At 68.2% G+C, this 24,257-nt stretch carries 18 protein-coding genes and 2 pseudogenes; 13 read left to right on the plus strand and 7 right to left on the minus strand.

What is annotated here, in order from left to right; all coding sequences use genetic code 11:
• Positions 1-141: 141 nt before the first annotated feature.
• Together WS70_RS19955 and prpR are read right to left on the minus strand one after the other, a co-directional pair.
• The gene (locus WS70_RS19955) at positions 142-1,761 is read right to left on the minus strand and encodes a methyl-accepting chemotaxis protein (protein ID WP_059598593.1); all 1,620 of its coding nucleotides are present in this window, start codon (positions 1,759-1,761) and stop codon (positions 142-144) included.
• Positions 1,762-2,032: 271 nt separating this feature from the next.
• Positions 2,033-4,066, minus strand: coding sequence for a propionate catabolism operon regulatory protein PrpR (gene prpR, locus WS70_RS19960; RefSeq protein ID WP_059469838.1), 2,034 nt, complete (start codon positions 4,064-4,066; stop codon positions 2,033-2,035).
• Between the two features lie 217 nt (positions 4,067-4,283).
• Between prpR and prpB the strand changes: the two genes are divergently transcribed.
• From prpB to prpF, 4 genes are all read left to right on the plus strand, one after another.
• Positions 4,284-5,177, plus strand: coding sequence for a methylisocitrate lyase (prpB, locus tag WS70_RS19965; RefSeq protein WP_059469839.1), 894 nt, complete (start codon positions 4,284-4,286; stop codon positions 5,175-5,177).
• Between the two features lie 47 nt (positions 5,178-5,224).
• Positions 5,225-6,397 carry a bifunctional 2-methylcitrate synthase/citrate synthase gene (gene prpC, locus WS70_RS19970; RefSeq protein WP_059469840.1) on the plus strand — a complete coding sequence of 391 codons (1,173 nt, stop codon included), beginning with the start codon at positions 5,225-5,227 and terminating at the stop codon, positions 6,395-6,397.
• A 73-nt stretch (positions 6,398-6,470) separates the two neighbouring features.
• Positions 6,471-9,065: a Fe/S-dependent 2-methylisocitrate dehydratase AcnD gene (gene acnD, locus WS70_RS19975; protein ID WP_059469841.1), complete on the plus strand. Its 2,595-nt coding sequence runs from the start codon at positions 6,471-6,473 to the stop codon at positions 9,063-9,065.
• A 180-nt stretch (positions 9,066-9,245) separates the two neighbouring features.
• Entirely contained in the window at positions 9,246-10,436 is a 1,191-nt protein-coding gene (gene prpF / locus WS70_RS19980) for a 2-methylaconitate cis-trans isomerase PrpF (protein WP_059598631.1), read from the plus strand.
• Between the two features lie 439 nt (positions 10,437-10,875).
• On the opposite strand, the gene WS70_RS19985 is transcribed toward prpF, so the two are convergent.
• Positions 10,876-11,319: a PaaI family thioesterase gene (locus tag WS70_RS19985; RefSeq protein WP_059469842.1), complete on the minus strand. Its 444-nt coding sequence runs from the start codon at positions 11,317-11,319 to the stop codon at positions 10,876-10,878.
• Positions 11,320-12,063: 744 nt separating this feature from the next.
• Here WS70_RS19985 and WS70_RS19995 point away from each other — a divergent pair.
• The 5 genes from WS70_RS19995 (at position 12,064) to WS70_RS20015 (ending at position 16,933) form a co-directional block, all read left to right on the plus strand.
• Entirely contained in the window at positions 12,064-12,255 is a 192-nt protein-coding gene (locus tag WS70_RS19995) for a DUF1843 domain-containing protein (RefSeq protein WP_059598594.1), read from the plus strand.
• Positions 12,256-12,345: 90 nt separating this feature from the next.
• A complete protein-coding gene (locus WS70_RS20000) occupies positions 12,346-12,981 on the plus strand; it encodes a DUF1842 domain-containing protein (protein WP_059469843.1) in 636 nt (211 codons plus the stop codon).
• 52 nt (positions 12,982-13,033) lie between these two features.
• The gene (locus tag WS70_RS20005) at positions 13,034-13,624 is read left to right on the plus strand and encodes a DUF1842 domain-containing protein (RefSeq protein ID WP_059469844.1); all 591 of its coding nucleotides are present in this window, start codon (positions 13,034-13,036) and stop codon (positions 13,622-13,624) included.
• Positions 13,625-13,699: 75 nt separating this feature from the next.
• Positions 13,700-15,175: a GDL motif peptide-associated radical SAM/SPASM maturase gene (locus tag WS70_RS20010; protein ID WP_059598595.1), complete on the plus strand. Its 1,476-nt coding sequence runs from the start codon at positions 13,700-13,702 to the stop codon at positions 15,173-15,175.
• A 144-nt stretch (positions 15,176-15,319) separates the two neighbouring features.
• A complete protein-coding gene (locus WS70_RS20015; protein WP_059469846.1) occupies positions 15,320-16,933 on the plus strand; it encodes a methyl-accepting chemotaxis protein in 1,614 nt (537 codons plus the stop codon).
• 83 nt (positions 16,934-17,016) lie between these two features.
• Here the strand turns inward: WS70_RS20015 and WS70_RS20020 are convergent.
• Positions 17,017-18,149 (minus strand): annotated as a pseudogene (locus tag WS70_RS20020) (MFS transporter); the annotation flags it as partial.
• Here WS70_RS20020 and WS70_RS20030 point away from each other — a divergent pair.
• Positions 18,137-18,346: pseudogene (locus WS70_RS20030) on the plus strand (LysR substrate-binding domain-containing protein); the annotation flags it as partial. The pseudogenes WS70_RS20020 and WS70_RS20030 sit on opposite strands and share 13 nt — an antisense overlap.
• Positions 18,347-18,397: 51 nt before the next feature.
• Here the strand turns inward: WS70_RS20030 and WS70_RS20035 are convergent.
• The gene (locus WS70_RS20035) at positions 18,398-19,501 is read right to left on the minus strand and encodes an AGE family epimerase/isomerase (RefSeq protein ID WP_059598596.1); all 1,104 of its coding nucleotides are present in this window, start codon (positions 19,499-19,501) and stop codon (positions 18,398-18,400) included.
• Between the two features lie 108 nt (positions 19,502-19,609).
• Here WS70_RS20035 and WS70_RS20040 point away from each other — a divergent pair, with 108 nt between their 5' ends.
• The 3 genes from WS70_RS20040 (at position 19,610) to WS70_RS32470 (ending at position 22,234) form a co-directional block, all read left to right on the plus strand.
• Positions 19,610-20,305: an MgtC/SapB family protein gene (locus WS70_RS20040; RefSeq protein WP_059598597.1), complete on the plus strand. Its 696-nt coding sequence runs from the start codon at positions 19,610-19,612 to the stop codon at positions 20,303-20,305.
• A 72-nt stretch (positions 20,306-20,377) separates the two neighbouring features.
• Positions 20,378-21,886 (plus strand): hypothetical protein, encoded by a 1,509-nt coding sequence (locus tag WS70_RS20045; protein ID WP_082722469.1) that lies wholly within the window; start codon positions 20,378-20,380, stop codon positions 21,884-21,886.
• A 192-nt stretch (positions 21,887-22,078) separates the two neighbouring features.
• Entirely contained in the window at positions 22,079-22,234 is a 156-nt protein-coding gene (locus tag WS70_RS32470; protein ID WP_197419210.1) for a hypothetical protein, read from the plus strand.
• 334 nt (positions 22,235-22,568) lie between these two features.
• Here the strand turns inward: WS70_RS32470 and WS70_RS20050 are convergent, their stop codons facing one another.
• Together WS70_RS20050 and WS70_RS20055 are read right to left on the minus strand one after the other, a co-directional pair.
• Positions 22,569-23,528 carry an MFS transporter gene (locus WS70_RS20050; protein WP_059598599.1) on the minus strand — a complete coding sequence of 320 codons (960 nt, stop codon included), beginning with the start codon at positions 23,526-23,528 and terminating at the stop codon, positions 22,569-22,571.
• Positions 23,522-23,830: a hypothetical protein gene (locus tag WS70_RS20055; RefSeq protein WP_159082932.1), complete on the minus strand. Its 309-nt coding sequence runs from the start codon at positions 23,828-23,830 to the stop codon at positions 23,522-23,524. The genes WS70_RS20050 and WS70_RS20055 overlap by 7 nt, the downstream gene beginning before the upstream one ends.
• Positions 23,831-24,257: the final 427 nt, after the last annotated feature.

The following is a 24,257-nucleotide window of genomic DNA, read 5'->3' on the forward strand; positions in this document are numbered from 1 at the left end:
AGAAGGCCGATGGAGCGGCAGCCAATGACGCTTTACCGAAATGCTTCCCGCTGACGTAGCGGCAATGCGCGGCCGTTTCGCCGCGCACGATCCGGTCAGGTTGCGCCTAACCGGCGCTTTGCCGCTCCGCTCGCTTAGCCTTCAAGCGAATGCGTCCACTGGCCGCGGATCGCGCTCGGCGGGCCGCCGCGTATCGCGCGCGCCGCGCACAGCGTCGCGCTCGGCGGCGCGGTCGCCATGCAGCTTGAACACCGCCACCGCGCCGTGCAGCGCGCGCGCCTGTTCGGCGAGCGCATGCGCGGCCGCGGACGCCTCTTCGACGAGCGCCGCGTTCTGCTGCGTCACGTTGTCCATTTGCGCGACCGCGTGGTTGACCTGCTCGATGCCGACGCTCTGCTCGTTCGACGCCGACGCGATCTCGCTGACGATGTCCGTCACCTGCCGCACCGAACCGACGATCTCGCCGATGATCCGCCCCGCGTCGCCGACGAGCGCGGAGCCCGCGCCGACGCGCTCGGTCGACTGCTCGATCAGCGTCTTGATTTCGCGCGCGGCCGTCGCGCTGCGCTGCGCGAGTGTGCGCACTTCACCCGCGACGACCGCGAAGCCGCACCCTTGCTCGCCCGCGCGCGCGGCCTCGACGGCCGCATTCAGCGCGAGGATGTTGGTCTGGAACGCGATGCCGTCGATGACCGCGATGATTTCGGCGACCTTGCTCGAGCTGTCCGCGATTCCGTGCATCGTGTCGACGACTTGGCGCATCACGTCGCCGCCGCGTATCGCGGTCGTCGACGCCGCGCCCGCGACCGCGCACGCATGCTGCGCATGCTCGGCATTGCGGCGCACGGTCGACGTGAGCTCGTCCATGCTCGCGGCCGTTTCTTCGAGCGACGCCGCCTGCTCCTCGGTGCGCGACGACAGATCGAGATTGCCCGACGCGATCTGCGCGCTCGCCGTCGCGACGCCGTCGGCGTTGTGCCGCACGTCGCGGACGACGTGCGACAGGCTCGCCTGCATGTCCTTCAGCGCGGCGAGCAGTTCGGCGATCTCGTCGTCGCCGCGCGCGTCGATCGGCGTCGACAGATCGCCTGTCGCGATCCGGCGCACGCACGCGAGCGCGTGTGCAAGCGGACGCGCCACCGTGCCGCTGAACCACACGCCGCCGCCGAGCGCGAGCGCGAACACGACGAGCGTCGCGACGATGCCGACCGTCGTCGCGCGCACGGCGTCGCTTGCGGCATCGGCCGATACGCGCGCGCTGTCGGCGGCAATGTTCTGCGCGGCCTTTTCGAGCAGCGCGGCGGGCGCACGATCGACGCCCGCGACTGCCTGATCGCCGGTGGACGGATCGAAGCCCGATGCCTTGAATGCTTCGAATCCCTTACGATAGCCTTGCCCCATTTCCGCGTGCGCCGACGCGAATTGCTCGATCAGCCTGCGGCTCTCGCTGTCGGGCAGCTTCGACTTCAATTCGGCGGCGAGCGCATCGACTGTCTGTTCGCGCTGCCGGAACGCGCTCCAGTACTTGTCGAGTTTCGCCGGATCCTTGCCGCGCAGCAGCGTGTCCTTCCACTCCTGAACTTGCAGCTTGAATGCAACGAGCGTCGCGGACACCATCCGCTCGTTCGCGACGTTTTGCTGGACCGTCGTGCCGTATGTGTCGAGCGAGCGATTGAGCGCGTGGATGCCGTAGAACGCGCCGGCGGACGTCAGGACGAGCGCTGCCGCGAAGGCAAGGGGGATTTTGCGGCGGAGCTTCATCTGACCTCGGGAATGGCTGGGGAATGCGGTGTCGCCTGCTGGCGATGGCTGGTTATCGGCGCGACCGCGCGTTCCTTAAATAAGAAGAATGGCTGCGTATCGATGTAAATCGTAAACGCCGAAAAGGGCTGGAACGTGCGTTCCGTCGCGCGATGCGCGCGCGTCGCCGCTCGCGTTTCGCGCGACGCGAACGGCGAATGGCGAGCGGAAATCAGAATGACTCAAAAGCCGGAGTGAAAGAACGCCGCCATGAAACCGCGATTCGCGAGCGTCACGCGCCGCCGCCGCGCTTCCGGTCGCCCCGAACGCCGCGCGCTTTCCCTTCGTCCGCGGCGAGCTTGCGCCACAGTGTCGTCTTGCTGATGCCGAGCATCGCGCACGCGCGATCGCGATCGCCGCCGCATGCGTCGAGCGCGGCGCGGATTTCGTCCGCCTCCGCGCGCCGGCGACGCTGCACGAGCGTTGGACCTTGCGCGGCGCGATCGTTGCCGCCCGCATCGACGTCGCCGTCACCGCCCGTTGCGAACGCATCGGCCGCGAGCACTTCGGGCGCTATCGCACGCAACGTGTCGACGCTCACGGCCACATGGCCGCGCTCGTCCGCATCGGCGAGCTCCACCGCGATCCGCTCGATCACGTTCTGCAATTCGCGCACGTTGCCGGGCCACCGATAGCGCATCAGCGCCGCGTTCGCCGCTTCGAGCGCACGCGCCGCGTCGCGTGCGTCGCGCAATCGCTCGGCGAGCCGCGGCTCGCGGCGCGCGGCTTGCGCCAACAGCGTCGCGGCGAGCGCGGGAATGTCGGCCGCGCGCTTGCGCAGCGGCGGCAGCCCGATGTTCAGGATGTTCAGCCGGTAATACAGATCCGCGCGGAACGCGCCCGCTTCGACGGCTGCGAGGAGCGGCCGGTGCGTCGCCGCGACGACGCGGATGTCGATCGGAATCGGCTCGGTCGAGCCGACGCGCACGACTTCGCGTTCCTGCAGCACGCGCAGCAGCCGGCTTTGCAGCGACGGCGGCATTTCGCCGATCTCGTCGAGGAACAGCGTGCCGCGGTGCGCGGCTTCGAAGAGCCCCGCCTTGCCGCCGCGCCGCGCGCCGGTGAACGCGCCTTCCTCGTAGCCGAACAGCTCACTTTCGAGCAGCGCTTCCGGAAACGCGCCGCAGTTCACCGCGACGAACGGATACTTGCGGCGCGCGGACAGCGCATGCAGGCTCTGCGCGATCATCTCCTTGCCGGTGCCGCTTTCGCCGAGGATCAGCACGGTCGCGTCCGATTTCGCGTAGCGCCGCGCGAGATCGCGCGCGTGCGCGATCGCGGGCGACGCGCCGACGACGTCGTCGAGCCGGTAGCGCGCGGTGAACTGCTGCGCATGCTGATGCGAGCGCAGCGTGCGGTCGAGCCGCTCGACCGCGCGCGATTCCTGGAACGTCAGCACGCTGCCCGGCGCGCCGGCGCTCGCGGCGAGCGGGCCGCGATGAACGACGTAGCGCACGCCGCGCACGGTCGCGAGCGTGTCGCCGTCGGCCGCGCGCAGCGTGCGCAGCTCGGGCGTCAGGTCGTGCAGCGCGCGGCCGACCGCGGTCGACGGCTCAATGCCGAGCGCGAGCGCGAGCCGCTCGTTGATCGCCTCGACGCGGCCCTCGCCATCGAGCGCGACGACGCCGTCGCGCAGATGCTGCAGCAGGTTGTCGAGGCGCTCGCGGCGCAGCGCTTCGCCGTGCGTCGCGTGCGCGACTTCGAGCGCGGTGTTGACGGCCGCGCGCACCGACGCGTGCGAGTAGAGGAACACCGCGCCCATCCCGACGTTCGCGGCGAGATCGGTGACGAGCCCCGGCCCGACGACGGTCTCGATGCCGCGATCGCGCATCTCGAGCACGCGCGTCTCCGCTTCCTGCGCGGTCTGGTACGACGCGAACGCGACGTCGAGCCCATACGCGGCCGCGAAGCTGCGCACCTCGGGCGGCGTCTCGCCGTAGCTGACGAGCGCGATCCGCGTCGCGTCTCGCCGCGCGCGGGCGAGCGCGTGCATCACGTCGAAGCCGGTCGGATTGACGAGTACGACAGGCACGCGCACGCGCGCCTTCAGGTAGGTGCCGTTCGAGCCGGCGGCGACGATCGCGTCGGGGCGCCCGGCGCCCGCCGTCGCGAGCGCGGTGATCGCCTCCTCGTAGCCGCGCGCGACGATCCGCAGGTCGGCGCGCTCTTCGTATTCGTCGGCGATGTCGCGAAACAACGCGCGCAGCCGGCTGATGCCGACTGCCCAGACGCGCGGCCGCACGCCGGTTTCGGGCAGGGTGCTCATGCTGAGGGCCGAAAGGCTGAACGAGCGTGGCGCTCGGACGGATGGATGACGATCCGCATTATCGCGCTTGAATTTCAAATATGGAATTTCAATTTCGATATTGCAATCATCCGATGTGAGCGCCGAGCATGGAATGCGCGCAGAATCAGCAAGTTAGCGGCCGGCGAACGCCTTGGCCCGGACCTTGCTACTCACGAGCATCTTTCAGGAGGAGTCGATGGGCAACCCACAACTGATCAGCGCCGGCGCGAAATTCCGCGCGGCGGTCGCGGCCGAGCAGCCGCTGCAGGTGGTCGGCGCGATCACCGCGTACGCCGCGAAGATGGCCGAGGCGGTCGGCTTCAAGGCGGTCTATCTGTCGGGCGGCGGCGTCGCCGCGAACTCGCTCGGCATTCCCGATCTCGGCATCAGCACGATGGACGACGTGCTCGTCGACGCGAACCGCATCACCAACGCGACGAACCTGCCGCTTCTCGTCGACATCGATACCGGCTGGGGCGGCGCGTTCAACATCGCGCGCACGATCCGCTCGTTCATCAAGGCGGGCGTCGGCGCGGTGCACCTCGAGGACCAGGTCGGCCAGAAGCGCTGCGGCCACCGTCCGGGCAAGGAATGCGTGCCGACTGGCGAGATGGTCGACCGGATCAAGGCGGCCGTCGACGCGCGCACCGACGAGACCTTCGTGATCATGGCGCGCACCGACGCCGCGGCGGCCGAGGGCATCGATGCGGCGATCGAGCGCGCGATCGCGTACGTCGAGGCGGGCGCGGACATGATCTTCCCCGAAGCGATGAAGACGCTCGATGACTACCGCCGCTTCAAGGAAGCGGTGAAGGTGCCGATCCTCGCGAACCTGACCGAGTTCGGCTCGACGCCGCTCTTCACGATCGACGAGCTGAAGGGCGCGAACGTCGACATCGCGCTGTATTGCTGCGGCGCGTATCGCGCGATGAACAAGGCCGCGCTGAATTTCTACGAGACGGTGCGCCGCGACGGCACGCAGAAGGCCGCCGTGCCGACGATGCAGACGCGCGCGGAGCTTTACGAATATCTCGGCTATTACGCATACGAAGACAAGCTGGACCAGCTTTTCAGCCAAGGCCGGAACTGAAGCACGGATACAAGGATTCAAGGATTCGAACCCAGGAGAGTGTAAGGATGAGCGAGACAAAGGAAGCAACAGCAACGAGCGCCGCGGGCGGTTTCAAGCCGAAGAAGTCGGTCGCGCTGTCGGGCGTCGCGGCGGGCAATACGGCGCTGTGCACGGTCGGCAAGACCGGTAACGATCTGCATTACCGCGGCTACGACATTCTCGATATCGCCGGCTCGAGCGAATTCGAGGAGATCGCGCATCTGCTCGTGCACGAGACGCTGCCGAACGTCACCGAGCTGGCCGCGTACAAGACGAAGCTGCGCGCGATGCGCGGACTGCCCGCGAACGTGAAGGCGGCGCTCGAATGGGTGCCGGCGTCCGCGCATCCGATGGACGTGATGCGCACGGGCGTGTCGGTGCTCGGCACCGTGCTGCCGGAAAAGGACGACCACAACCTGCCGGGCGCGCGCGACATCGCGGACCGGCTGATGGCGTCGCTCGGCTCGATGCTGCTGTACTGGTATCACTATTCGCACAACGGCAAGCGGATCGAGACCGAAACCGACGACGACTCGATCGGCGGCCATTTCCTGCATCTGCTGCACGGCAAGACGCCGTCGAAGTCGTGGGTCGACGCGATGCACACGTCGCTGATCCTGTACGCGGAGCACGAGTTCAACGCGTCGACGTTCGCGGGCCGCGTGATCGCCGGCACGGGCTCCGACATCTACTCGTCGATCACGGGCGCGATCGGCGCGCTGCGCGGGCCGAAGCACGGCGGCGCGAACGAAGTCGCGTACGAGATCCAGAACCGCTACCGGACGCCCGACGAAGCGGAAGCCGACATCCGCCGCCGCGTCGAGAACAAGGAAGTGGTGATCGGCTTCGGCCACCCGGTCTACACGATTTCCGATCCGCGCAACAAGGTGATCAAGGAAGTCGCGCGCAAGCTGTCGAAGGAAGCGGGCGACCCGAAGCTCTTCAACATCGCCGAGCGGCTCGAATCGGTGATGTGGGAGATCAAGAAGATGTTCCCGAACCTCGACTGGTTCAGCGCGGTGTCGTATCACATGATGGGCGTGCCGACCGCGATGTTCACGCCGCTCTTCGTGATCGCGCGGACGTCCGGCTGGAGCGCGCACATCATCGAGCAGCGGATCGACAACAAGATCATCCGCCCGAGCGCGAACTACACCGGCCCGGAAGACCTGAAGTTCGTGCCGATCGAGAAGCGCTGATCGGCGGCATGCGACGGCCGGGCTCGACGCCCGGCCGTTTCGCGACGATCGTTACCCAGTCTGTCCCCACGCAATGAACACTGCCAACCGCAAACCCCTGCCCGGCACGTCGCTCGATTTCTTCGACGCGCGCGCCGCCGTCGACGCGATCAGCCCGGGCGCCTACGATACCCTGCCGTACACGTCGCGCGTGCTCGCCGAGAACCTCGTGCGCCGCTGCGACCCGGCGATCCTCGCCGATTCCCTGAAACAGCTCGTCGAGCGCAAGCGCGAACGCGATTTTCCGTGGTTCCCGGCGCGCGTCGTGTGCCACGACATCCTCGGCCAGACGGCGCTCGTCGATCTCGCCGGCTTGCGCGACGCGATCGCGGAGCGGGGCGGCGATCCGGCGAAGGTGAATCCGGTCGTGCCGGTGCAACTGATCGTCGATCACTCGCTCGCCGTCGAGTGCGGCGGCTTCGATCCGGACGCGTTCAAGAAGAACCGCGCGATCGAGGATCGCCGCAACGAGGACCGCTTTCACTTCATCGAGTGGACGAAGAAGGCGTTCGAGAACGTCGACGTGATCCCGCCCGGCAACGGCATCATGCACCAGATCAATCTGGAGAAGATGTCACCCGTGATCCAGGCGCACGACGGCGTCGCGTATCCGGACACCTGCGTCGGCACCGACAGCCACACGCCGCACGTCGACGCGCTCGGCGTGATCGCGATCGGCGTCGGCGGCCTGGAGGCGGAGAACGTGATGCTCGGCCGCGCGTCGTGGATGCGTCTGCCGGACATCGTCGGCGTCGAGCTGACCGGCAAGCGTCAGCCCGGCATCACCGCGACCGACGTCGTGCTCGCGCTCACGGAATGCCTGCGCCGCGAGAAGGTGGTCGGCGCGTATCTCGAATTCCGCGGCGAGGGTGCGAAGAGCCTCACGCTCGGCGATCGTGCGACGATCTCGAACATGGCGCCCGAATACGGCGCGACGGCCGCGATGTTCTTCATCGACGAGCAGACGATCGGCTACCTGCGCCTGACCGGCCGCAGCGACGAGCAGGTGACGCTCGTCGAGACGTATGCGAAGGCGGCCGGCCTGTGGGCGGACAGCCTGACGCACGCGCAATACGAGCGCACGCTGACGTTCGATCTGTCGTCCGTCGTGCGCAACATGGCCGGCCCGTCGAACCCGCACAAGCGGCTGCCGACCGCCGAGCTCGCCGCGCGCGGCATCGCCGGCCAGTGGGAAGAAACGCCCGGCCGGATGCCGGACGGCGCGGTGATCATCGCCGCGATCACGAGCTGCACGAACACGAGCAACCCGCGCAACGTGATCGCCGCAGCGCTGCTCGCGCGCAACGCGAACGCGCGCGGCCTCGTGCGCAAGCCGTGGGTGAAGAGTTCGCTCGCGCCCGGCTCGAAGGCGGTCGAGCTCTATCTGAAGGAAGCGAACCTGCTGCCCGATCTCGAGAAGCTCGGCTTCGGCATCGTCGCGTTCGCGTGCACGACCTGCAACGGCATGTCCGGCGCGCTCGATCCGGCGATCCAGCAGGAAATCGTCGATCGCGACCTGTACGCGACCGCCGTGCTGTCCGGCAACCGCAACTTCGACGGCCGCATCCACCCGTATGCGAAGCAGGCGTTCCTCGCGTCGCCGCCGCTCGTCGTCGCGTACGCGATCGCGGGCACGATCCGCTTCGACATCGAGAAAGACGCGCTCGGCCACGACCAGGACGGCAAGCCCGTCACGCTGAAGGACATCTGGCCGACCGACGAGGAAATCGATGCGATCGTCGCGTCGAGCGTGAAGCCCGCGCAGTTCCGCGCGGTCTACGAGCCGATGTTCGCGCGCGCGGCCGACGCCGGCGAGCGCGCCGCGCCGCTGTACGACTGGCGGCCGCAGAGCACGTACATCCGCCGTCCGCCGTACTGGGAAGGCGCGCTCGCGGGCGAGCGCACGCTGCAGGGCATGCGTCCGCTCGCCGTGCTCGGCGACAACATCACGACCGATCACCTGTCGCCGTCGAACGCGATCATGGCCAACAGCGCCGCGGGCGAATATCTCGCGAAGATGGGCCTGCCCGAAGAGGACTTCAATTCGTACGCGACGCACCGGGGCGACCATCTGACCGCGCAGCGCGCGACGTTCGCGAACCCGACGCTCGTCAACGAGATGGCGGTCGTCGACGGCGCGGTGAAGAAGGGCTCGCTCGCGCGCGTCGAGCCGGACGGCTTGGTGACGCGGATGTGGGAAGCGATCGAGACCTACATGAACCGCAAGCAGCCGCTGATCGTGATCGCGGGCGCGGACTACGGCCAGGGCTCGTCGCGCGACTGGGCGGCGAAGGGCGTGCGGCTTGCGGGCGTCGAGGCGATCGTCGCCGAAGGGTTCGAGCGGATCCACCGGACGAACCTGATCGGGATGGGCGTGCTGCCGCTCGAGTTCAAGCCGGGCACGAATCGCACGACGCTCGGCATCGACGGCGCCGAGACGTTCGACGTGATCGGCGAGCGCACGCCGCGCGCGGATCTCACGCTCGTGATCCATCGGAAAAACGGCGAGCGCGTCGAGGTGCCGGTCACGTGCCGGCTCGATACGGCAGAGGAAGTGTCGATCTACGACGCGGGCGGCGTGCTGCAGCGCTTTGCGCAGGATTTCCTCGAATCGTCGCAGGCGGCATGACGGCGCGGTGACGCGTCTTTATCGGGCGATGCGGTGACGCATCGCTTCACGGGTCCGTTCGCCGCGCGGGTGATCGGACCCGGGTCACGCGCTTTGCATGGGACCTGAGTGCTTCAGCACTTACTCAGGTCGACATAAGCGCTAAAGCGCCAACTCTGGTCGATACAGGACAACATGAAGATGGCTCACATCCCTCAAATCAAGATTCCCGCGACCTACCTGCGCGGCGGCACCAGCAAGGGCGTGTTCTTCCGGCTGCAGGACTTGCCCGAGGCCGCGCAAGCACCGGGCGCCGCGCGCGACGCGCTGCTCTCGCGCGTGATCGGCAGCCCCGATCCGTACGGCAAGCAGATCGACGGGATGGGCGGCGCGACGTCGAGCACCAGCAAGACGGTGATCGTCGCGAAGAGTGCGCGGCCCGGCCACGACGTCGATTACCTGTTCGGCCAGGTGTCGATCGACAAGCCGTTCGTCGACTGGAGCGGCAATTGCGGCAACCTGTCGGCGGCGGTCGGCCCGTTCGCGATCTCGGGCGGCCTGATCGATCCGGCGCGCGTGCCGGAGAACGGCGTCGCGACCGTGCGGATCTGGCAGGCGAACATCGGCAAGACGATCGTCGCGCACGTGCCGATCGCGAACGGCGCGGTGCAGGAGACGGGCGACTTCGAGCTCGACGGCGTCACGTTCCCGGCGGCCGAAGTGCAGCTCGAATTCATGGATCCGGCCGCCGACGAGGACGGCGCGGGCGGTGCGATGTTCCCGACGGGGAACCTCGTCGACGATCTCGACGTGCCGGGCGTCGGCACGCTGAAGGCGACGATGATCAACGCGGGGATTCCAACGATCTTCGTCGAGGCCGAGGCGATCGGCTATTCCGGCACCGAGCTGCAGGACGCGATCAACGGCGACGCGAAGGCGCTCGCGATGTTCGAGACGATCCGCGCGCACGGCGCGCTGCGGATGGGGCTCATCCAGTCGCTCGACGAGATCGAGACGCGTCAGCACACGCCGAAGGTCGCGTTCGTCGCCAAGCCGGCCGATTATGTCGCGTCGAGCGGCAAGCGCGTCGCGGCCGCCGACGTCGACCTGCTCGTGCGCGCGCTGTCGATGGGCAAGCTGCATCACGCGATGATGGGCACGGCCGCCGTCGCGATCGGCACCGCGGCCGCGATTCCGGGCACGCTCGTGAATCTCGCGGCGGGCGGCGGCGCGCGCGACGCGGTGCGCTTCGGTCATCCGTCGGGCACGCTGCGCGTCGGCGCTCAGGCGAAGCAGGAAGGCGGCGAGTGGGTCGTCACGAAGGCGATCATGAGCCGCAGCGCGCGCGTGCTGATGGAAGGCTGGGTGCGCGTGCCGGGCGACGCGTTCTGACGTTTCGGCGCTTGGACAGGGCGGTGATCGGGCGTTCGGGTGTTTTATCGTGGCGACATTTCGATAATCCGGCGCTTCGGCGTTTCAACATTCCGACGCCCTGACGCTCCAGGGCTCCAAGGCCCAAAGCTCGAAGGCCCCGAAGCTCCGTGAATCTAGCCGCTCCAAAGCCTCGGCGCGCGGGCGGCCTGCTGTCCGGGCGCCGCAGTGATCTGATGTCTCCGTGATCGGGCATCCCGACGATCGCGCACGGCGGCGATCCGGGATGCCGCCATGCCGCGATGCCGATATCTGGCGCGACCGCTTTGCAATGGCGGATTCGCTGCCGCATCGCGCGACCCGCGCCGCTCACGTCTGCCGAGTCTCCCCCGCTTGCGCCGCCGCGTCATGCGGCCGATGCACGCGTTCCGCCTTCCCGCAAGCGCGGCTTGCCGGCACGCTACGCGTTCTCTTCGACGGCGCCTGTCTCGCGCCCGTCTCCGACCCGATTGATCGTGCCCTGCGCGACCGCGACGAGCCGTTCGTGATCGCCGTCGATCACGAATACGTGGCACTGGCAGGTCGCCTGATTCCGTCCCGCATAAACCAGCTTCGCGCGCGCGATCAGCGTGCCGACGACGGCCGGGCGCAGGTAATTGATCTTGTATTCGGCCGTGACGACGCGCGGCCCGAGCGCAAGCGCGCCGGCGAACGTCAGTGCGTTGTCGGCGAGATAGCTGATGACGCCGCCGTGGACGAAGCCGTACTGCTGCCTGAGCTCGTCGCGGATCGGCAGGCGCAGCGACGCCTCGTCGCCACCGATGTGCACGAGCTCGGTGCCGAGCAGCATGCTGAAGGGTTGCGCGCGCAGGGCGCCGCGCGCGTGATCCACGATGTCGGTCATCGACGTTCCTTCGCTATCGATTGAATTGATACGTTGAACAATGCGGCGCGACGCGCGCGCCGCCGATGCAATCTGGCTCTTTGCGCTCCACTCTAGGAAGGGGGCGCGCGATACGCAAGGAAATTCGTCGTGCCGGCGCACTAGCGGAGGGGTTTGTTCGCCGAATTGCGTCGAAGCTCGGTTTCGGGGGCGACGCGGATGCGCGTTCGAATTCGGCGGCGCCTGACGATGCCGCCGGCGCATCAGGCGCGGCGCGCGGGCGTCGATCGTGGGTCGAGCGGTCGCCACCGGCGCGCCGGCCGTGAGGCAATCGTGAGCCAGTCGTGAGCCAATCGTGACGGGGCATCGAGCGAACGGCGGATCGTCGCCACGCGATCGGCGAGTCGCGCGGCGGGCCGGCGGACCACTACCAGTTTTGGTAGATAGCGAAAGCGCGCAGGCGACCTAACCTTAGTACGCAGACCATTCGACGCATAGCGGAAGCGTCCCGCCGAGCCGGCGGACGCACGGAGACGACCGCGTTACCGCCGTAGAACAACGGCGCGCCGGTTCACAAGGATAACTAATGGCAAATCACGGGCGGCAAGCGGCACGGTGCGTGACACCGTGCCGCCGCATCGCGGAGAACGCGTCGTCCATCGACGAAATTCCCGATCCTGCAGATCCATGACAGCCAGACGCACATCGCCGTTGCAGGAGAGGTCACGGGGCTGTCGGCCGTCGTCCTTTTTCAGGAGGAACAACATGAATCAAGCATCCGGCCATCCGATCACGCCCTACGGCGTCGCGATCCACCAGGCGATCGCCGGCGGCGATCTCGCGCAAATGAAGACGCTGCGCAAGCAGGCACAGGCGCTGCTGAGCCAGCAGGGCAACCTGTCCACCGCGCTCGAACTGCTCGAGGTCGAGATCGCCAGGCTCGAACAGAAGAAGTAGCCGCGAGTCCGCCGCCGCCGTTCGTCGCTTCGTCATGGCGGCGTTTCAGCGTTTCGTCGTCGTTCAACCACTTGCATCAAGGAGGCTCACATGTCCGAAGATCTTCGCGTCGGTCTTTTTCCGGTTCGCTACAACGTCGGCACCGGGCTGCCCGGCGCGCCGCAGCTCGCGCTCAACCTGGTGGTCGATACGACGGAGCGCAGCGTCGTCGGCACCGCGACCATCTCGCAGGCCGTGAACCCGCCGCTCAACTTCCGCGCCGAAGTCTGGGGCACCTACGTATTCCGGCTCGGCCCGCCGCCGCGCCGCGACGGCCGCGGCGCGATCGTGCAGATTTCGCTGCAGGGCGGCCAGGTCGGCCACGACGCACCGTTCATCACGTTCTATGCCGAGCTGCTGTTGCGCGGCGACGGCAAGTCGGGCGTCGCGTCGTATCGCTACTACTCGAACGGCACCTGGCACGAAGTCGAGAACGTGCCGGTCAAGGCCGATCCGGAAGTCGTGCCGCTCGAGCCCGGACCGGTCATCCTCGAAACGGCGCGAAGCGCGTACGGACCGATGCCGATGTATGCGGCGACGATCCAGTATGCGACCGCGTCCGGCGATCTCGCGCACATGAGGACGCTCGCTTCCTATGCGCGGCAGCAACTGGAAAGCCGCGACGACATCGCGTCCGCGCTGAAGGCGCTCAAGGCGGAAATCGCCAAGCTCGAAAGCCGGCAGTGAGCGGCGCGGCCTTGCATCGACATCGTTCGTTCATCTTCGTGGAGCTAACGCCATGGCTACTACCGGTCTCTTTCCTGTCCAACTCCGTGTCTCGACGCCCAATCTCGGCGCGCCGGTGCTCTGGCTGTATCTGCTCGTGAATGCGGTCGAGAAGACCGTCTCGGGCTTCGCACGCATCACCCAGCCGATCTATCCGCCACCGCATTTCCGTGCGCGCGTCACCGGACAGTTCCATCAAGTGAGGCTGGATCCGCAGTCGCCGCCGTCGATCGCGCTGAGCATCACGGGCAGCCCGACGGGGCCCATCGCGCCGCAGGTGGTGATACTGGAATTCAACGGCCTGCTGAACGACGACTGGCAATCGGGAACGGCGAACTACCGGTACCTGGACGACGGTCGCTGGCATTTGATCGAGCACGCGATCGTGACGAAGGACAACTCGCTGATCCCGCTCGAGCCCGCGCATGAGCACGTGGTGCCGCTGTACGGCGTCGGTCTGCAGGAAGCGCGGGCGTCCGGCGACCTGAGCCGGATGAAGGCGCTCGTGCAGCAGGCGGAGCAGCAGCTTGCCGATCATGACGCGATCGCCGCCGAGCTGTCGAAGCTCGAAGCGGAAATCGCGCGTCTGGAACCGCGCGGCTGAGCCGAAACGGCCGGCGCCGCACGCGTGGGCGCGCCCGTGCGTGCGGCGCCGACTGCGCGACGAGGAGACATCGACATGAGCACAACGGACGCGCGCCCGGCCCGCTACCTGAGCGACAGCGACTACCAACGTTTCGTCCCGGTTCATGCCGTTTGGGAAATCACGCTGGCCTGCGATCTCAAATGCCTGCACTGCGGCTCGCGGGCCGGCCATCGGCGGACGAACGAGCTGAACACCGAGGAATGCCTCGAAGTCATCGAATCGCTCGCGCGGCTCGGTACGCGCGAGGTTTCGCTGATCGGCGGCGAAGCGTACTTGCGCAAGGACTGGACGCAGCTGATTCGCGCGATCCGCTCGCACGGCATGTATTGCGCGATCCAGACGGGCGGCCGCAACCTGACGCCGAAGCGCCTCGCACAAGCGATCGACGCCGGCCTGAACGGCGTCGGCGTGTCGCTCGACGGGCTCGCGCCGCTGCACGACAAGGTGCGCAACGTGCCGGGCGCGTTCGACCGGGCCGTCGACACGCTGCGGCGCGCGCACGACGCGGGCCTCGCGGTGAGCGTCAACACGCAGATCGGCGCGCAGACGATGGCGGATCTGCCCGCGCTGATGGACACGATCATCGAGCTCGGCGCGACGCATTGGCAGATCCAGCTGACGGTCGCGATGGGCAACGCGGTCGACAACGACGAACTGCTGCTGCAGCCGTATCGGCTGACCGAGCTGATGCCGCTGCTCGCGAAGCTGTATACGGATGGCCTGAGCCGTGGCCTGCTGATGAACGTCGGCAACAACATCGGCTATTACGGCCCGTATGAGCATCTGTGGCGCGGCTTCGGCGACGAACGGGTGCACTGGACGGGCTGCGCGGCCGGCCAGACCGTGATCGCGCTCGAAGCGGACGGCACCGTGAAGGGCTGCCCGTCGCTCGCGACGGTCGGCTTCTCGGGCGGCAACGTGCGCGACTTGTCGCTCGAAGACATCTGGCGCACGAGCGACGGGATCCATTTCGGCCGGCTGCGGTCGGTCGACGATCTGTGGGGCTTCTGCCGGAGCTGCTATTACGCGGACGTGTGCCGCGGCGGCTGCACGTGGACGTCGCACTCGCTGCTCGGCAAGCCGGGCAACAATCCGTACTGCCATTACCGCGTGCTCGAGTTGCAGAAGCAGGGGTTGCGCGAGCGGATCGTGAAGGTCGAGGAGGCCGGTCCCGCGTCGTTCGCGGTGGGCCGCTTCGATCTCGTGACCGAGCGCATCGCGGACGGCGAGCCGGTGTCGAGCATCGTCCGCTCGGGGCAGGTGATCGAGCTCGCGTGGAAGAACAAGGGCAAGCGATCGCCGGACGTCGGACGCGTGCCGCCGAAGCTGAAGCTCTGCCGCAACTGCGACGGCTACGTGCATGCGAGCGAGCAGACCTGTCCGCACTGCGGCGGCGATATCGACGCGTCGGCGCGGATGCACGAGCAGGAGACGAAACGCCGGCACACGTTGATGAACGATCTCGAGCGCCTGCTGGGCCTGCCGGCGTCGACGTTCGACGGCGCATGACGCGTGCAGGCGCGCCCGGTTTTGTTAGTCGGCGGGCCGCGAGCGACCGGAGAGTCCACACGCCGCGTGCGTGATCGCTCAAGTCCGCCGCCGAAATGCCGCTAAAGCCAAGGTAGTACTTTTTCTTGGCTCTAACGGAAATTCATGTTCAGCAAAATCAAGCTCGCATCCGGCCTGCTCGGCGTGCTCGTCGTGTTCTGCCTGTTTCTGATCGCGGTCGAAGGGCTCGGCTTCTGGTCGCTGTCCGAGTCGCGCCGCAACGTTGACGATCTGTCCAACGTCGCGATCAAGCAGGTCGATGCCGCCTCCTTCGCGACCCAGTACATGCTCGACGCCCGCACCAACCTGTCCCGCGCCAGCACGCGGATGGTGAAGGGCGATCCGATGCCCACCGAGATGCTCCAGCACGTGCGCGACCAGCTCGCGCTCGCCGATCGCGCATACGCCGGCTTCACGGCCGCGCCGACGATCAGCGCCGAGAACACCGATCGCGCGGCCGCGCTCACCGATCGCTACCGCAAGTACCACGCGGCGCTCGTCGATCTCGTGCGATTCCTCGAAACCAACGATATGCAGGCGTTTCTCGATCAGCCGACGCAGGAGATCCAGGACACTTATCTCGGCGAGCTGCGTACGTTCTCGGAATTCAGCAACAAGACGAGCCAGCACGCGCTCGCGATGATCGACACCGGGATGCGGTGGTTCGAGACGGTCGGCGCCGTGCTGCTCGTGCTGATGCTCGCGTGCATCGCGGGGATCTACGTCGTCGCGCGGCGCGCGGTCGTCGCGCCGCTCGCGCAGGCGGGCGTGCACTTCGAACGGATGGCGCAAGGCCGCCTCGACGGGAAGGTGACGCCGCGCGGCGTCCACGAAATCGAGCGCTTGCTGCGCGGGCTCGCCGAGATGCAGGCGAGCGTCGCGGGAACCGTGCGCACCGTGCGCAACGCGTCGAACGCGATCCACCTCGGCGCGGCGGAGATCGCGAGCGGCAACGCGGACCTGTCCGCGCGCACGTCGAGCCAGGCCGCGTCGCTCGAAGAGACGGCGGCGAGCATGGAGGAGCTGACGGCGACCGTGCGGCAGAACAGCGACGGCGCGCGCGCGGCGAGCACGCTTGCCGACGAGGCGCTGCTGGCGACGAAGAACGGCGGCGCGATCGTCGACGACGTGATCGACAAGATGCACGGGATCGCGCGCAGCTCGGGCCGGATCGCCGAGATCATCGCGGTGATCGACGGAATCGCGTTCCAGACCAACATCCTCGCGTTGAACGCGGCCGTCGAGGCGGCGCGCGCGGGCGAGGAAGGGCGCGGCTTCGCGGTCGTCGCGGGCGAAGTCCGCGCGCTTGCGCAGCGCAGCGCGCAGTCGGCGAAGGAGATCAAGGCGCTGATCGAGGAATCGGTCGCGCAGATCGACGGCGGCTCGGAGCTCGTCGAGCGTGCGGGCGAGGCGATGCGCTCGGTGTCGGCGTCGATCGAGCGGGTCGCGCAGACGATGACCGAGATCACGGCCGCGTCGATCGAGCAGAGCGCGGGGATCGAGCAGGTCAACCAGGCCGTCACGCAGATGGAGCAGTTGACGCAGCAGAACGCGGCGCTCGTCGAGGAAGTCGCGGCGGCGGCCGGGTCGCTCAACGAACAGACCGAGCAATTGCAGCAGTCGGTCTCGGTGTTCGAGCTCGGCGACGCGCGCGAACGCCGGCCGGCCGGCGGCGCAGTGCGCGGCGACGCGGCCGAGCCGCAGCTCGCGCGCGCGTAGTCTCGAATGCGCCGGGCGCGCGGCATCGGCAGAACGGGCCGCGCGTCACCCAGCGTCCCGCGCTCGCCTCGCCGTGGCCGCGCTCATGCGGCGCGCTTCGACGTTGCGCCGACGAGCAGCCGCACCGCGACGGCCGCGATGAGCGCGAATGCGCCGCTCACGCACAGCGCGACCGAAAAGCCGCTTGCAAAGCCCGCCGGCGCGAGCCGCGCGAGCGCCGCGCCGATCTGCGGCGGGTGGCCGCGCGTCGCCTGCGCGAGGTCGCCCGCGAGCAGGCTCGACACGAAGTGCGGGGCGAGCGCGCCGAGCAGGTCCGGCGCGTCCGCGACGCGCCGCACGAGCGCTGCGTGGGTTCGCGCGGCGAGCACGGCGCCGAGCACGCCGGCCGATGTCACGATCGCGGAGAAGCGCGTCGTCGTGCTGATCCCGGACGCCATCCCGGTTCGCTCCGGCGGCACGCACGCCATGATCGCCTTCCGCGTGCCGCCGTTCAGAATGCCCGCGCCGCATCAGGTGATCAGCATCCCGAGGCGTCCGTAATGCGACGCGCCCGCGAGCGCCGCGGTCGCGAAATTCCCGATACCGATCAGCGCAAGTCCGCATCCGAGCACCGTCGCGGCCGGCGGCGCGCGCGCCGACAGCGCCGCGCCGGGCGACGGTCCGACGCTCATCGCGAGCGCGAACGGCAGCATGCCGAGCCCCGCGCCGATCGCCGACATCCCGAAGCCGATCTGCAGATAGAGCGGCAGAAACGTCATCATCACCTGCGCGCACGCCGCGTGGACGAACATCGCGAGCAGCGCGCCGACGAAGCGCGGCTCGCGGAACAGCGCGGGGTCGATCATCGGCCGCCCCGTTGCCGGCGCTCGACGCCGGCGAACGCGACGAAAAGCGCCGCACTGGCCGCGAAGCGCGCGAGCGTGCCGGGCGCCGACCAGCCGTGCGACGGCGCGTCGATCAGCGCCCAGATGCCGGCCGCGAGCGCCGAGCCGAACAGCACGCTGCCCGGCGCGTCGATGCGCTTCGCGTGCGGATCGCGCGATTCGTCGATCGTCGCGCAAACGGCCGCGGCAAGCGCGATGCACACCGGCAGGTTCAGCAGGAAGATCCAGCGCCAGCCGACCCATTGCGCGATCGCGCCGCCGACGAGCGGCGCGATCGTCGTCGCGATCCCCATGCACATCCCCCAGATCGCCCATGCGCGCGCGGCCGGGCGCGCTCGTCGCGGTGCTCGCGTATCTGTCGGTCAGCGGATTCGTCGCGGTCGTGCCGCAGGCGCTCGTCGGCTGCATCGCACTGCCGGGCGTCGCATATCGGCCGATCGAAGGCAAGCCGATTCCGTCGGAAGTGGCGCTCGCGTATCGCAAGCACGAGAAGGCGCCCGCCGTGCGCGCGTTCGTGCGGTACGTGCGGTACGTGCGGCAGGTTACGCGCTTTAGAGGGCGGCCGCGCACGCATTGTGCGTCACGCGTCCGCTGGCAACGACGCGTACGCGGTCGCGAGGTGATACGGCGTCGTCGACGGCATGTCCGCGCGCGCCACGCCGCCCTGCGCGGTCTTGCATTCGTACCAGCCGCGCGGATGCAGGAACCGTTCGCTGAAGCGCGCGATCTGCCGGGCGAGCGCGTCCGGCTCGCCGCCGTGCGTCGCGAGCGCGCGCAGATATTCGGTTTGCGCCCAGATCCGCTGCGTGCCGTCGATGCACGCGCCGTGCTCGTCGGTCGCCGCGCAGACGCCGCCCGTGTCCGGATCGACGCCGTGCCGCTGCGCGAACGCATCGGCGCGTGCGAGCGCGTCGGGCAGGCCCGTCGCCGCGAGCCGTGCGCCCGCTGCGCTGACGAGATAGAACCATTCGAACTGATGCCCCGGCTCGAAGCGGTTGTCGGCGCTGCCGAGCGGCAGTTCCGCGACGCAACCGGTGCGCGCATCGACGAACGTGCGCTCGACCGCCTGCGCGGTGTGCAGCAGCGCGTCGTCGAACGCGGCGTCGCCGAACGCGCGGCTCGCCGCGAGCCAGCCTTCCGTCAGGTGCATCAGCGGATTCTGCAGCGGGCCGCCGGCCGTCGCGGCGAAGTCCACACTGCGGGCCGAGTCGAGGAGTGCGTTGCCGGGCTGCGGCGCGAAGCGCTCGCCGATCAGCGCCGCCGTGCGTTCCGCGATGTCGCGCGCGTCGCGATTGCCGAACGCCGTGAAATATTCCGCGCACGCGAACACGACGAACGCGTGCGTATACAGATCCTTCGTGCGGTCGAGCGGCGCGCCCTGCGCGTCGACGCTGTAAAACCAGCCGTCGTGGCGAAGATCGCGGAAGTGGCGGCACAATGCGGCAAAGAGCGCGTGCGCGTGGTCGGCGTCGCGCGCCTGCGAGAACACGAATAGCTGGCGCGCGCACGCCATCGCGCGGTAGCGGGTGACGGGCAGCGGCGCGTGCGTGTCCGGCGCGACGGCCTCGAACGGCAGTTGCAGCGCCTGGTTGAAGCCGGGTCCGCGCCAGAGCGGCAAGACGATATGCGCGAAATGGCGGCGCAATTGAGCGGCCTGATCGGAAACGGAGACGTGGGCGGACATGACGAATGACGACGCGGTTGGCATTGAAATGACGCGGCACCGGACGCGCGGGCCGAGCGGCAAGGATAAAGCATGCGGCCCGCCGCCGTCGAAAAAAGGAGAGTACGGATGCTGAGCAACGTCGAACTCATCATGCGGCTGATTCTCGCGGCGGCGCTCGGCAGCGTCATCGGCGTCGAGCGCGAGCGCCTGTCGTGGGCGGCGGGGCTGCGCACGCACATGCTCGTGTGCGTCGGCTCGGCGCTCATCATGATCGTGTCGGCGTTCGGCTTCGCGGACGTGCTCGGCCAGGCGCACGTCGATCTCGATCCGTCGCGGATGGCCGCGCAGGTCGTGTCGGGAATCGGCTTTCTCGGCGCGGGGTCGATCCTGCTGCGCGGCGAGATCGTCCGCGGGCTGACGACGGCGGCGAGCCTGTGGTCGGTCGCGGCCGTCGGGCTCGCGGTGGGCGGCGGGCTGTACGCGGCGGCGATCGCGGCGACGATCATCATCCTCGTCATCCTCGCCGGCATCAAGCCGCTCGAGCGCCGCTATCTGACCGTGCGCCAGCGCCGCCGTCTCGTGCTGCTGGTCGAGCGCGGCACGCTGACGTTCGATTCGGCGCACGCGGCGCTCGGCGTCGACAGTGCGCGCATCAAGCGCTTCATCGTCCAGCAGAGCGAGGACGCGGAAGACAGCGACGAAGTGACGATCGCGCTCGGCCGCGTGTCGGACGTCGAATACGAGAGCATTTGCGCTCGGCTGCGGCAATTGCCGGGCGTGAAGGGTTTTACCGAGCAGAAGAGCGGCTTGCCGGACGATTAAGCTACGGGATCGCCGGGCGGGCATGAGACAATGCCGCCTTCCCGAAATTGTTCGCCGCATTGTCCGGCGCGCGTGCGGCGCGCCGCAGCACGACCTATGACCGATTCCGCAGCATTCCCACGTACTCGTTCTTCCCGATCGTCCCTGTCCAAGCGCCGGTCGCGCGCCGCGGCGGCGGGCGGCGGCCGTGTGCAGTCGCGCGCCGCGGCCGGGCCCGGCCGCGATGCGACGGTGAGCGAAGCGTCCCGCGACGAGCACACGCTCGATCTGTTCGGCGGCAGCGCCGCGAGAGAAGCGAAGCCGACCGCCAAGGCGGAAAGCGCGCGCAGCGCGCGTGCGACGGCGCGCGGCGGCGAACTGGTGGGCGAACAGGCCGATCTGCTGAGCGGATTCGCGGAAGATTCGGCCGCGCGCGCACAAGGCGGGGCCGACGAGCGTTCTGCTGCCGACGCGGCTGGCATGCGCGCGCAAGATACGGCTTCGGTGGGTGAATCCGCGAGCGCGCCGGCGAGTTCCGTCGAGTCCGCATCGGCCGATGCGGGTTCGGGGCGGCGCGATACATCTGCCGTCCAGGCCGCCGAGCCGGCGACGGCGAAGTCCGGCGCCGACGATGCGACGGCAGCCAGTCCGACCGATTCGCGCCGTTCGTCTTCGCGTCGCGCGGAGAGCAAGAAGCAGGCGGCCCAGCGCGGCGCGCATCGAGGTTCGGCATCGCAGGGCGATGCAACGCGGGGCCAAGCGGCTCGAGGTCAAACCGCCCAGGGCGAAGCGGCGCACGACCAAACGCCCGAGAACCCGGCGCGTCAAAGTTCCGCCGACGAAGCTCGCTCGGCCGAAGCTCCAGCAGCCCAGGATACGGCGAACATCGGGCCGACGAACTCGACTCGAGCCGATCCGAATCAAGCGAATCCGGAGTCGACATCGCCGGTCGCGATTCGCGCAGCGGCCGTCCCGGAGCGCCGCGACGCTGGCGCGTCGGCCGACACGCCAGCGGAATCGCCGAAAACGCCGCACACGAGCGGCAACGCGACGCCGGGCGCGGTCTTGTCCTCGACGCCCAGCGGCACCGGCGGCGGTAACGTTACCGCCGCGCCGGCTCAGTCGACGCCATCCGCCGCGTCACCGACGTCGTTCCCGGCGTCGGCATCCCCTGCCCACGAGCGTCAGGCGGCTTCGGCGCCGTCGAATGCGCCCGCAGCGCTGGTCGAACTCGACGCCCACCTGCGTCCGCTCGCCGACCGAATCCGCGCGCTGCAATCCGAAACGGTCGATCTGCGCCGGGCGGCCGATACGGAAATGCGCCGCGTCAACCGCTTGCTGCTCGCGCTCGGGGTGGTCGTGCTGATGGCGATCGTCGCGCTGGTCGTGCAGGCGATGCAGTTGTCGCGACAGCGAGACGAATCTGCTGCACTGCAACAACGCATCGACCGGCTCGTCGCCGTGCAGGCGACCCAGGAGGCGACCGTCGCGACGCTGTCTCAGCGCCAGGACGAACTCGGTGCGCAGGTGGATCGCTTGACGAGCCGTCTCTCCAGCCCCGCGACGTCTGTCAAACGGCCGCGCAGGGGCCGCGGGCACTGAGAAAAAAGGGACGGTTGGCGGCTGCGGCGAGATGTTGCACATGTGTTGCCGAGCCGCAACGAACCGGTTCCATTCGCGCTTGAAAAGCTCGGTCCGCGAAGATATTGTTGCGACGCACTATCTGTGTTTAGGGAAAACCCTTAGAATGCGTTTTAGGTGAAAACCCTAATCCTTCGCTGACAGGAGTCGCAAATGAGCCTCATCTTCGCGCTGCTTCAAAAGATCGAAGATCTCTTCACGTCGCCGCATCTGCCGCTCGACGCAGAATATTCGTACGAAGCCCGCCACGCCGAAGCGGAGCGTGTGCGCAAGTCGCACGTCGCGCAGGTCGGCCTGATCCGTCGCTGATGCGTTCCGCCCGGTGCGGGTGCGCCGGGAGCGTCGCGGTTTCGTTCGTCTGCCGGCGAATGAGTAGCCGTATCTGACGGAACGACGGACCGCCGCTGCAAGCTCGACGAGCGCGGGCAGTTGCAACAAATTCGGAACACCGCCGACAGGCCGAGAGCCGTCGGCACCGCGCGCGATTGCGCCGGTCGGCATCGACGAGCATCGTTCGCCGCGGCCGTTGCCGATTGGATAGCGCGTTGCGCTATCGCGCGAACGGTGATCGAGCGGCCGTGCGGCGGCGACCGCCGCCAGGGCGCAAAGGCAGTGGCGGCCCGTTTTGTCGCGCGCCGCTTCGTCAGTCGCGACAAGGGTGGAGCGCCGCTTCGCCGCGATAGACGCTGATCGCCATGACGATCGAAGCCAGGCTGCACACCATGCCGGAGACGAACACGGCCGACGTACCGGCGAATTTCGCAATGACGCCGGCGAGCGGCGCCGACAGGCCGATCGCGATGTCGAAGCATGCATCGTAGAAGCCGATCGCCATGCCGAAGTCGTGCTGCGAAATGCCGCGAATCGCAACGAGCGCGAGCAGCGGATAGATCATCGACACGCCGAAGCCGCTCAGCGCGGCGCCGAGAATCGACATCGACGGACTCGTCGACTGCCAGATCAGCAACTGTCCGACTGCTTCGATCGACAGCATCCACACCGCCATCGCTGGCGAGTTGTTCCTGTCCGCGCCAGAGCCGAGCAGCAGGCGCGCGCTCACGAAGCCGACCCCGAATGCGGACAGCGCATATTCCGCGCCCGACCAGCCTTTTTCCATATACGCGATCGCGACGAAAGACGTGACCGTCACGTATCCGACGGTCGCGAGCCCGAATACCAGGCCCGGCCGCCAGATCTCCCTGATCGTCTCCAGCGCGCTGCCCTTGTGATCGGCGGGCGCGGCCAGATGCGCGTTCTGCAGCCGCATCGCGATGAACAGGCCGACTAGCGGGACGATCGCGGTCGCGAGCGCGACGATCCTGAAGCCGAACATTTCATTGAGCGCGGCGGCGAGCGCTGCTCCGGCCGAAATGCCGGCGAACATCGCGATGCCGATCCACGACAGCGCCTTGCCCGCGTTGTCCGCGCCGAATAGGCCGATCGGCCAGGTGCTGCCGCCCGTGAACAGCAGGCCTTGCGCGAAGCCCATCGCGATCCGGCCGACGACGATGAGCGCGAGGCCGAGTGCCGGAACCGACGCGAATTCGCTGCCGACGAAGTAAAACGCACCGGATGCGAAGCTGCCGAGCAGACCGATCAGCATGGCGATCTTCGGGCCTTTGCGGTCGGCGTGACGCCGGCGAAGTGTCGCGTGAGCAGCGTCGCGACGGATTCGACGCCCATCACGAGCCCGACGACCGTCATTCCGTATCCTAATTTCGCGTTGACGAAGGCGGGGACCGAGCCGAGCGGCATGCCCATCGCCATCAGGCCGAGAAAGACGACGACTGCTATCGGAACGAAGCGGCCCGCGCGGGCCGATTGCACTGCAACACGCTTGATCATCGATGTTTCTGTCAAAAAAGCGTCAAGAAAAGACTCGCGGTAAGCGATTGCTTTCTCCAAACGGACGTGTTGCGCAATGTCATTGTTTTCGATCCGGAGCTCGGCATCCGGCTCCCGACGGATTCTATTCGCGGCGCCGAATTTCTTCAGACGGTCGATGTGCTTGAGCGAATGCGGTCAGCGCGGCGGCCGATTCTTCGTTCTCGAGGCCGCCGGACGGGGGGGCGAGCGCGATGACGCGGAACCGAGCGAGAAGCGAGTCGAGCACGGAGAGCGGGACAGGACGGACGACCGGATGGCGTGCGGCGGCCGGCGAAACCGTCGTCGTCGCAATGGGCGCCAAATGATCGGAAGCGGACCGTGAGCCGGCCGCGCACGAATATGGATGCGATTCCCGGAACCGCTCGAACCGCCGAGCACGAACCTCGGCATCCGGCGATCCGCAAGCGAATTCCGATTCGCGCAACCGCGCGTCGCCCACTACACT

Source organism: Burkholderia mayonis, from assembly GCF_001523745.2.
Lineage (GTDB): Bacteria > Pseudomonadota > Gammaproteobacteria > Burkholderiales > Burkholderiaceae > Burkholderia > Burkholderia mayonis.

Coding starts and splice junctions, on each gene's coding strand:
- WS70_RS20015 (WP_059469846.1), top strand. CDS start 15,320: ATGTTCAGCAAAATCAAGCTCGCATCCGGCCTGCTCGGCGTGCTCGTC.
- WS70_RS19995 (WP_059598594.1), top strand. CDS start 12,064: ATGAATCAAGCATCCGGCCATCCGATCACGCCCTACGGCGTCGCGATC.
- WS70_RS20050 (WP_059598599.1), bottom strand. CDS start 23,528: ATGCTGATCGGTCTGCTCGGCAGCTTCGCATCCGGTGCGTTTTACTTC.
- WS70_RS20005 (WP_059469844.1), top strand. CDS start 13,034: ATGGCTACTACCGGTCTCTTTCCTGTCCAACTCCGTGTCTCGACGCCC.
- prpC (WP_059469840.1), top strand. CDS start 5,225: ATGAGCGAGACAAAGGAAGCAACAGCAACGAGCGCCGCGGGCGGTTTC.
- WS70_RS20010 (WP_059598595.1), top strand. CDS start 13,700: ATGAGCACAACGGACGCGCGCCCGGCCCGCTACCTGAGCGACAGCGAC.
- prpR (WP_059469838.1), bottom strand. CDS start 4,066: ATGAGCACCCTGCCCGAAACCGGCGTGCGGCCGCGCGTCTGGGCAGTC.
- WS70_RS20040 (WP_059598597.1), top strand. CDS start 19,610: ATGCTGAGCAACGTCGAACTCATCATGCGGCTGATTCTCGCGGCGGCG.
- WS70_RS32470 (WP_197419210.1), top strand. CDS start 22,079: ATGAGCCTCATCTTCGCGCTGCTTCAAAAGATCGAAGATCTCTTCACG.
- acnD (WP_059469841.1), top strand. CDS start 6,471: ATGAACACTGCCAACCGCAAACCCCTGCCCGGCACGTCGCTCGATTTC.
- prpF (WP_059598631.1), top strand. CDS start 9,246: ATGGCTCACATCCCTCAAATCAAGATTCCCGCGACCTACCTGCGCGGC.
- WS70_RS19985 (WP_059469842.1), bottom strand. CDS start 11,319: ATGACCGACATCGTGGATCACGCGCGCGGCGCCCTGCGCGCGCAACCC.
- WS70_RS20000 (WP_059469843.1), top strand. CDS start 12,346: ATGTCCGAAGATCTTCGCGTCGGTCTTTTTCCGGTTCGCTACAACGTC.
- WS70_RS20035 (WP_059598596.1), bottom strand. CDS start 19,501: ATGTCCGCCCACGTCTCCGTTTCCGATCAGGCCGCTCAATTGCGCCGC.
- WS70_RS19955 (WP_059598593.1), bottom strand. CDS start 1,761: ATGAAGCTCCGCCGCAAAATCCCCCTTGCCTTCGCGGCAGCGCTCGTC.
- prpB (WP_059469839.1), top strand. CDS start 4,284: ATGGGCAACCCACAACTGATCAGCGCCGGCGCGAAATTCCGCGCGGCG.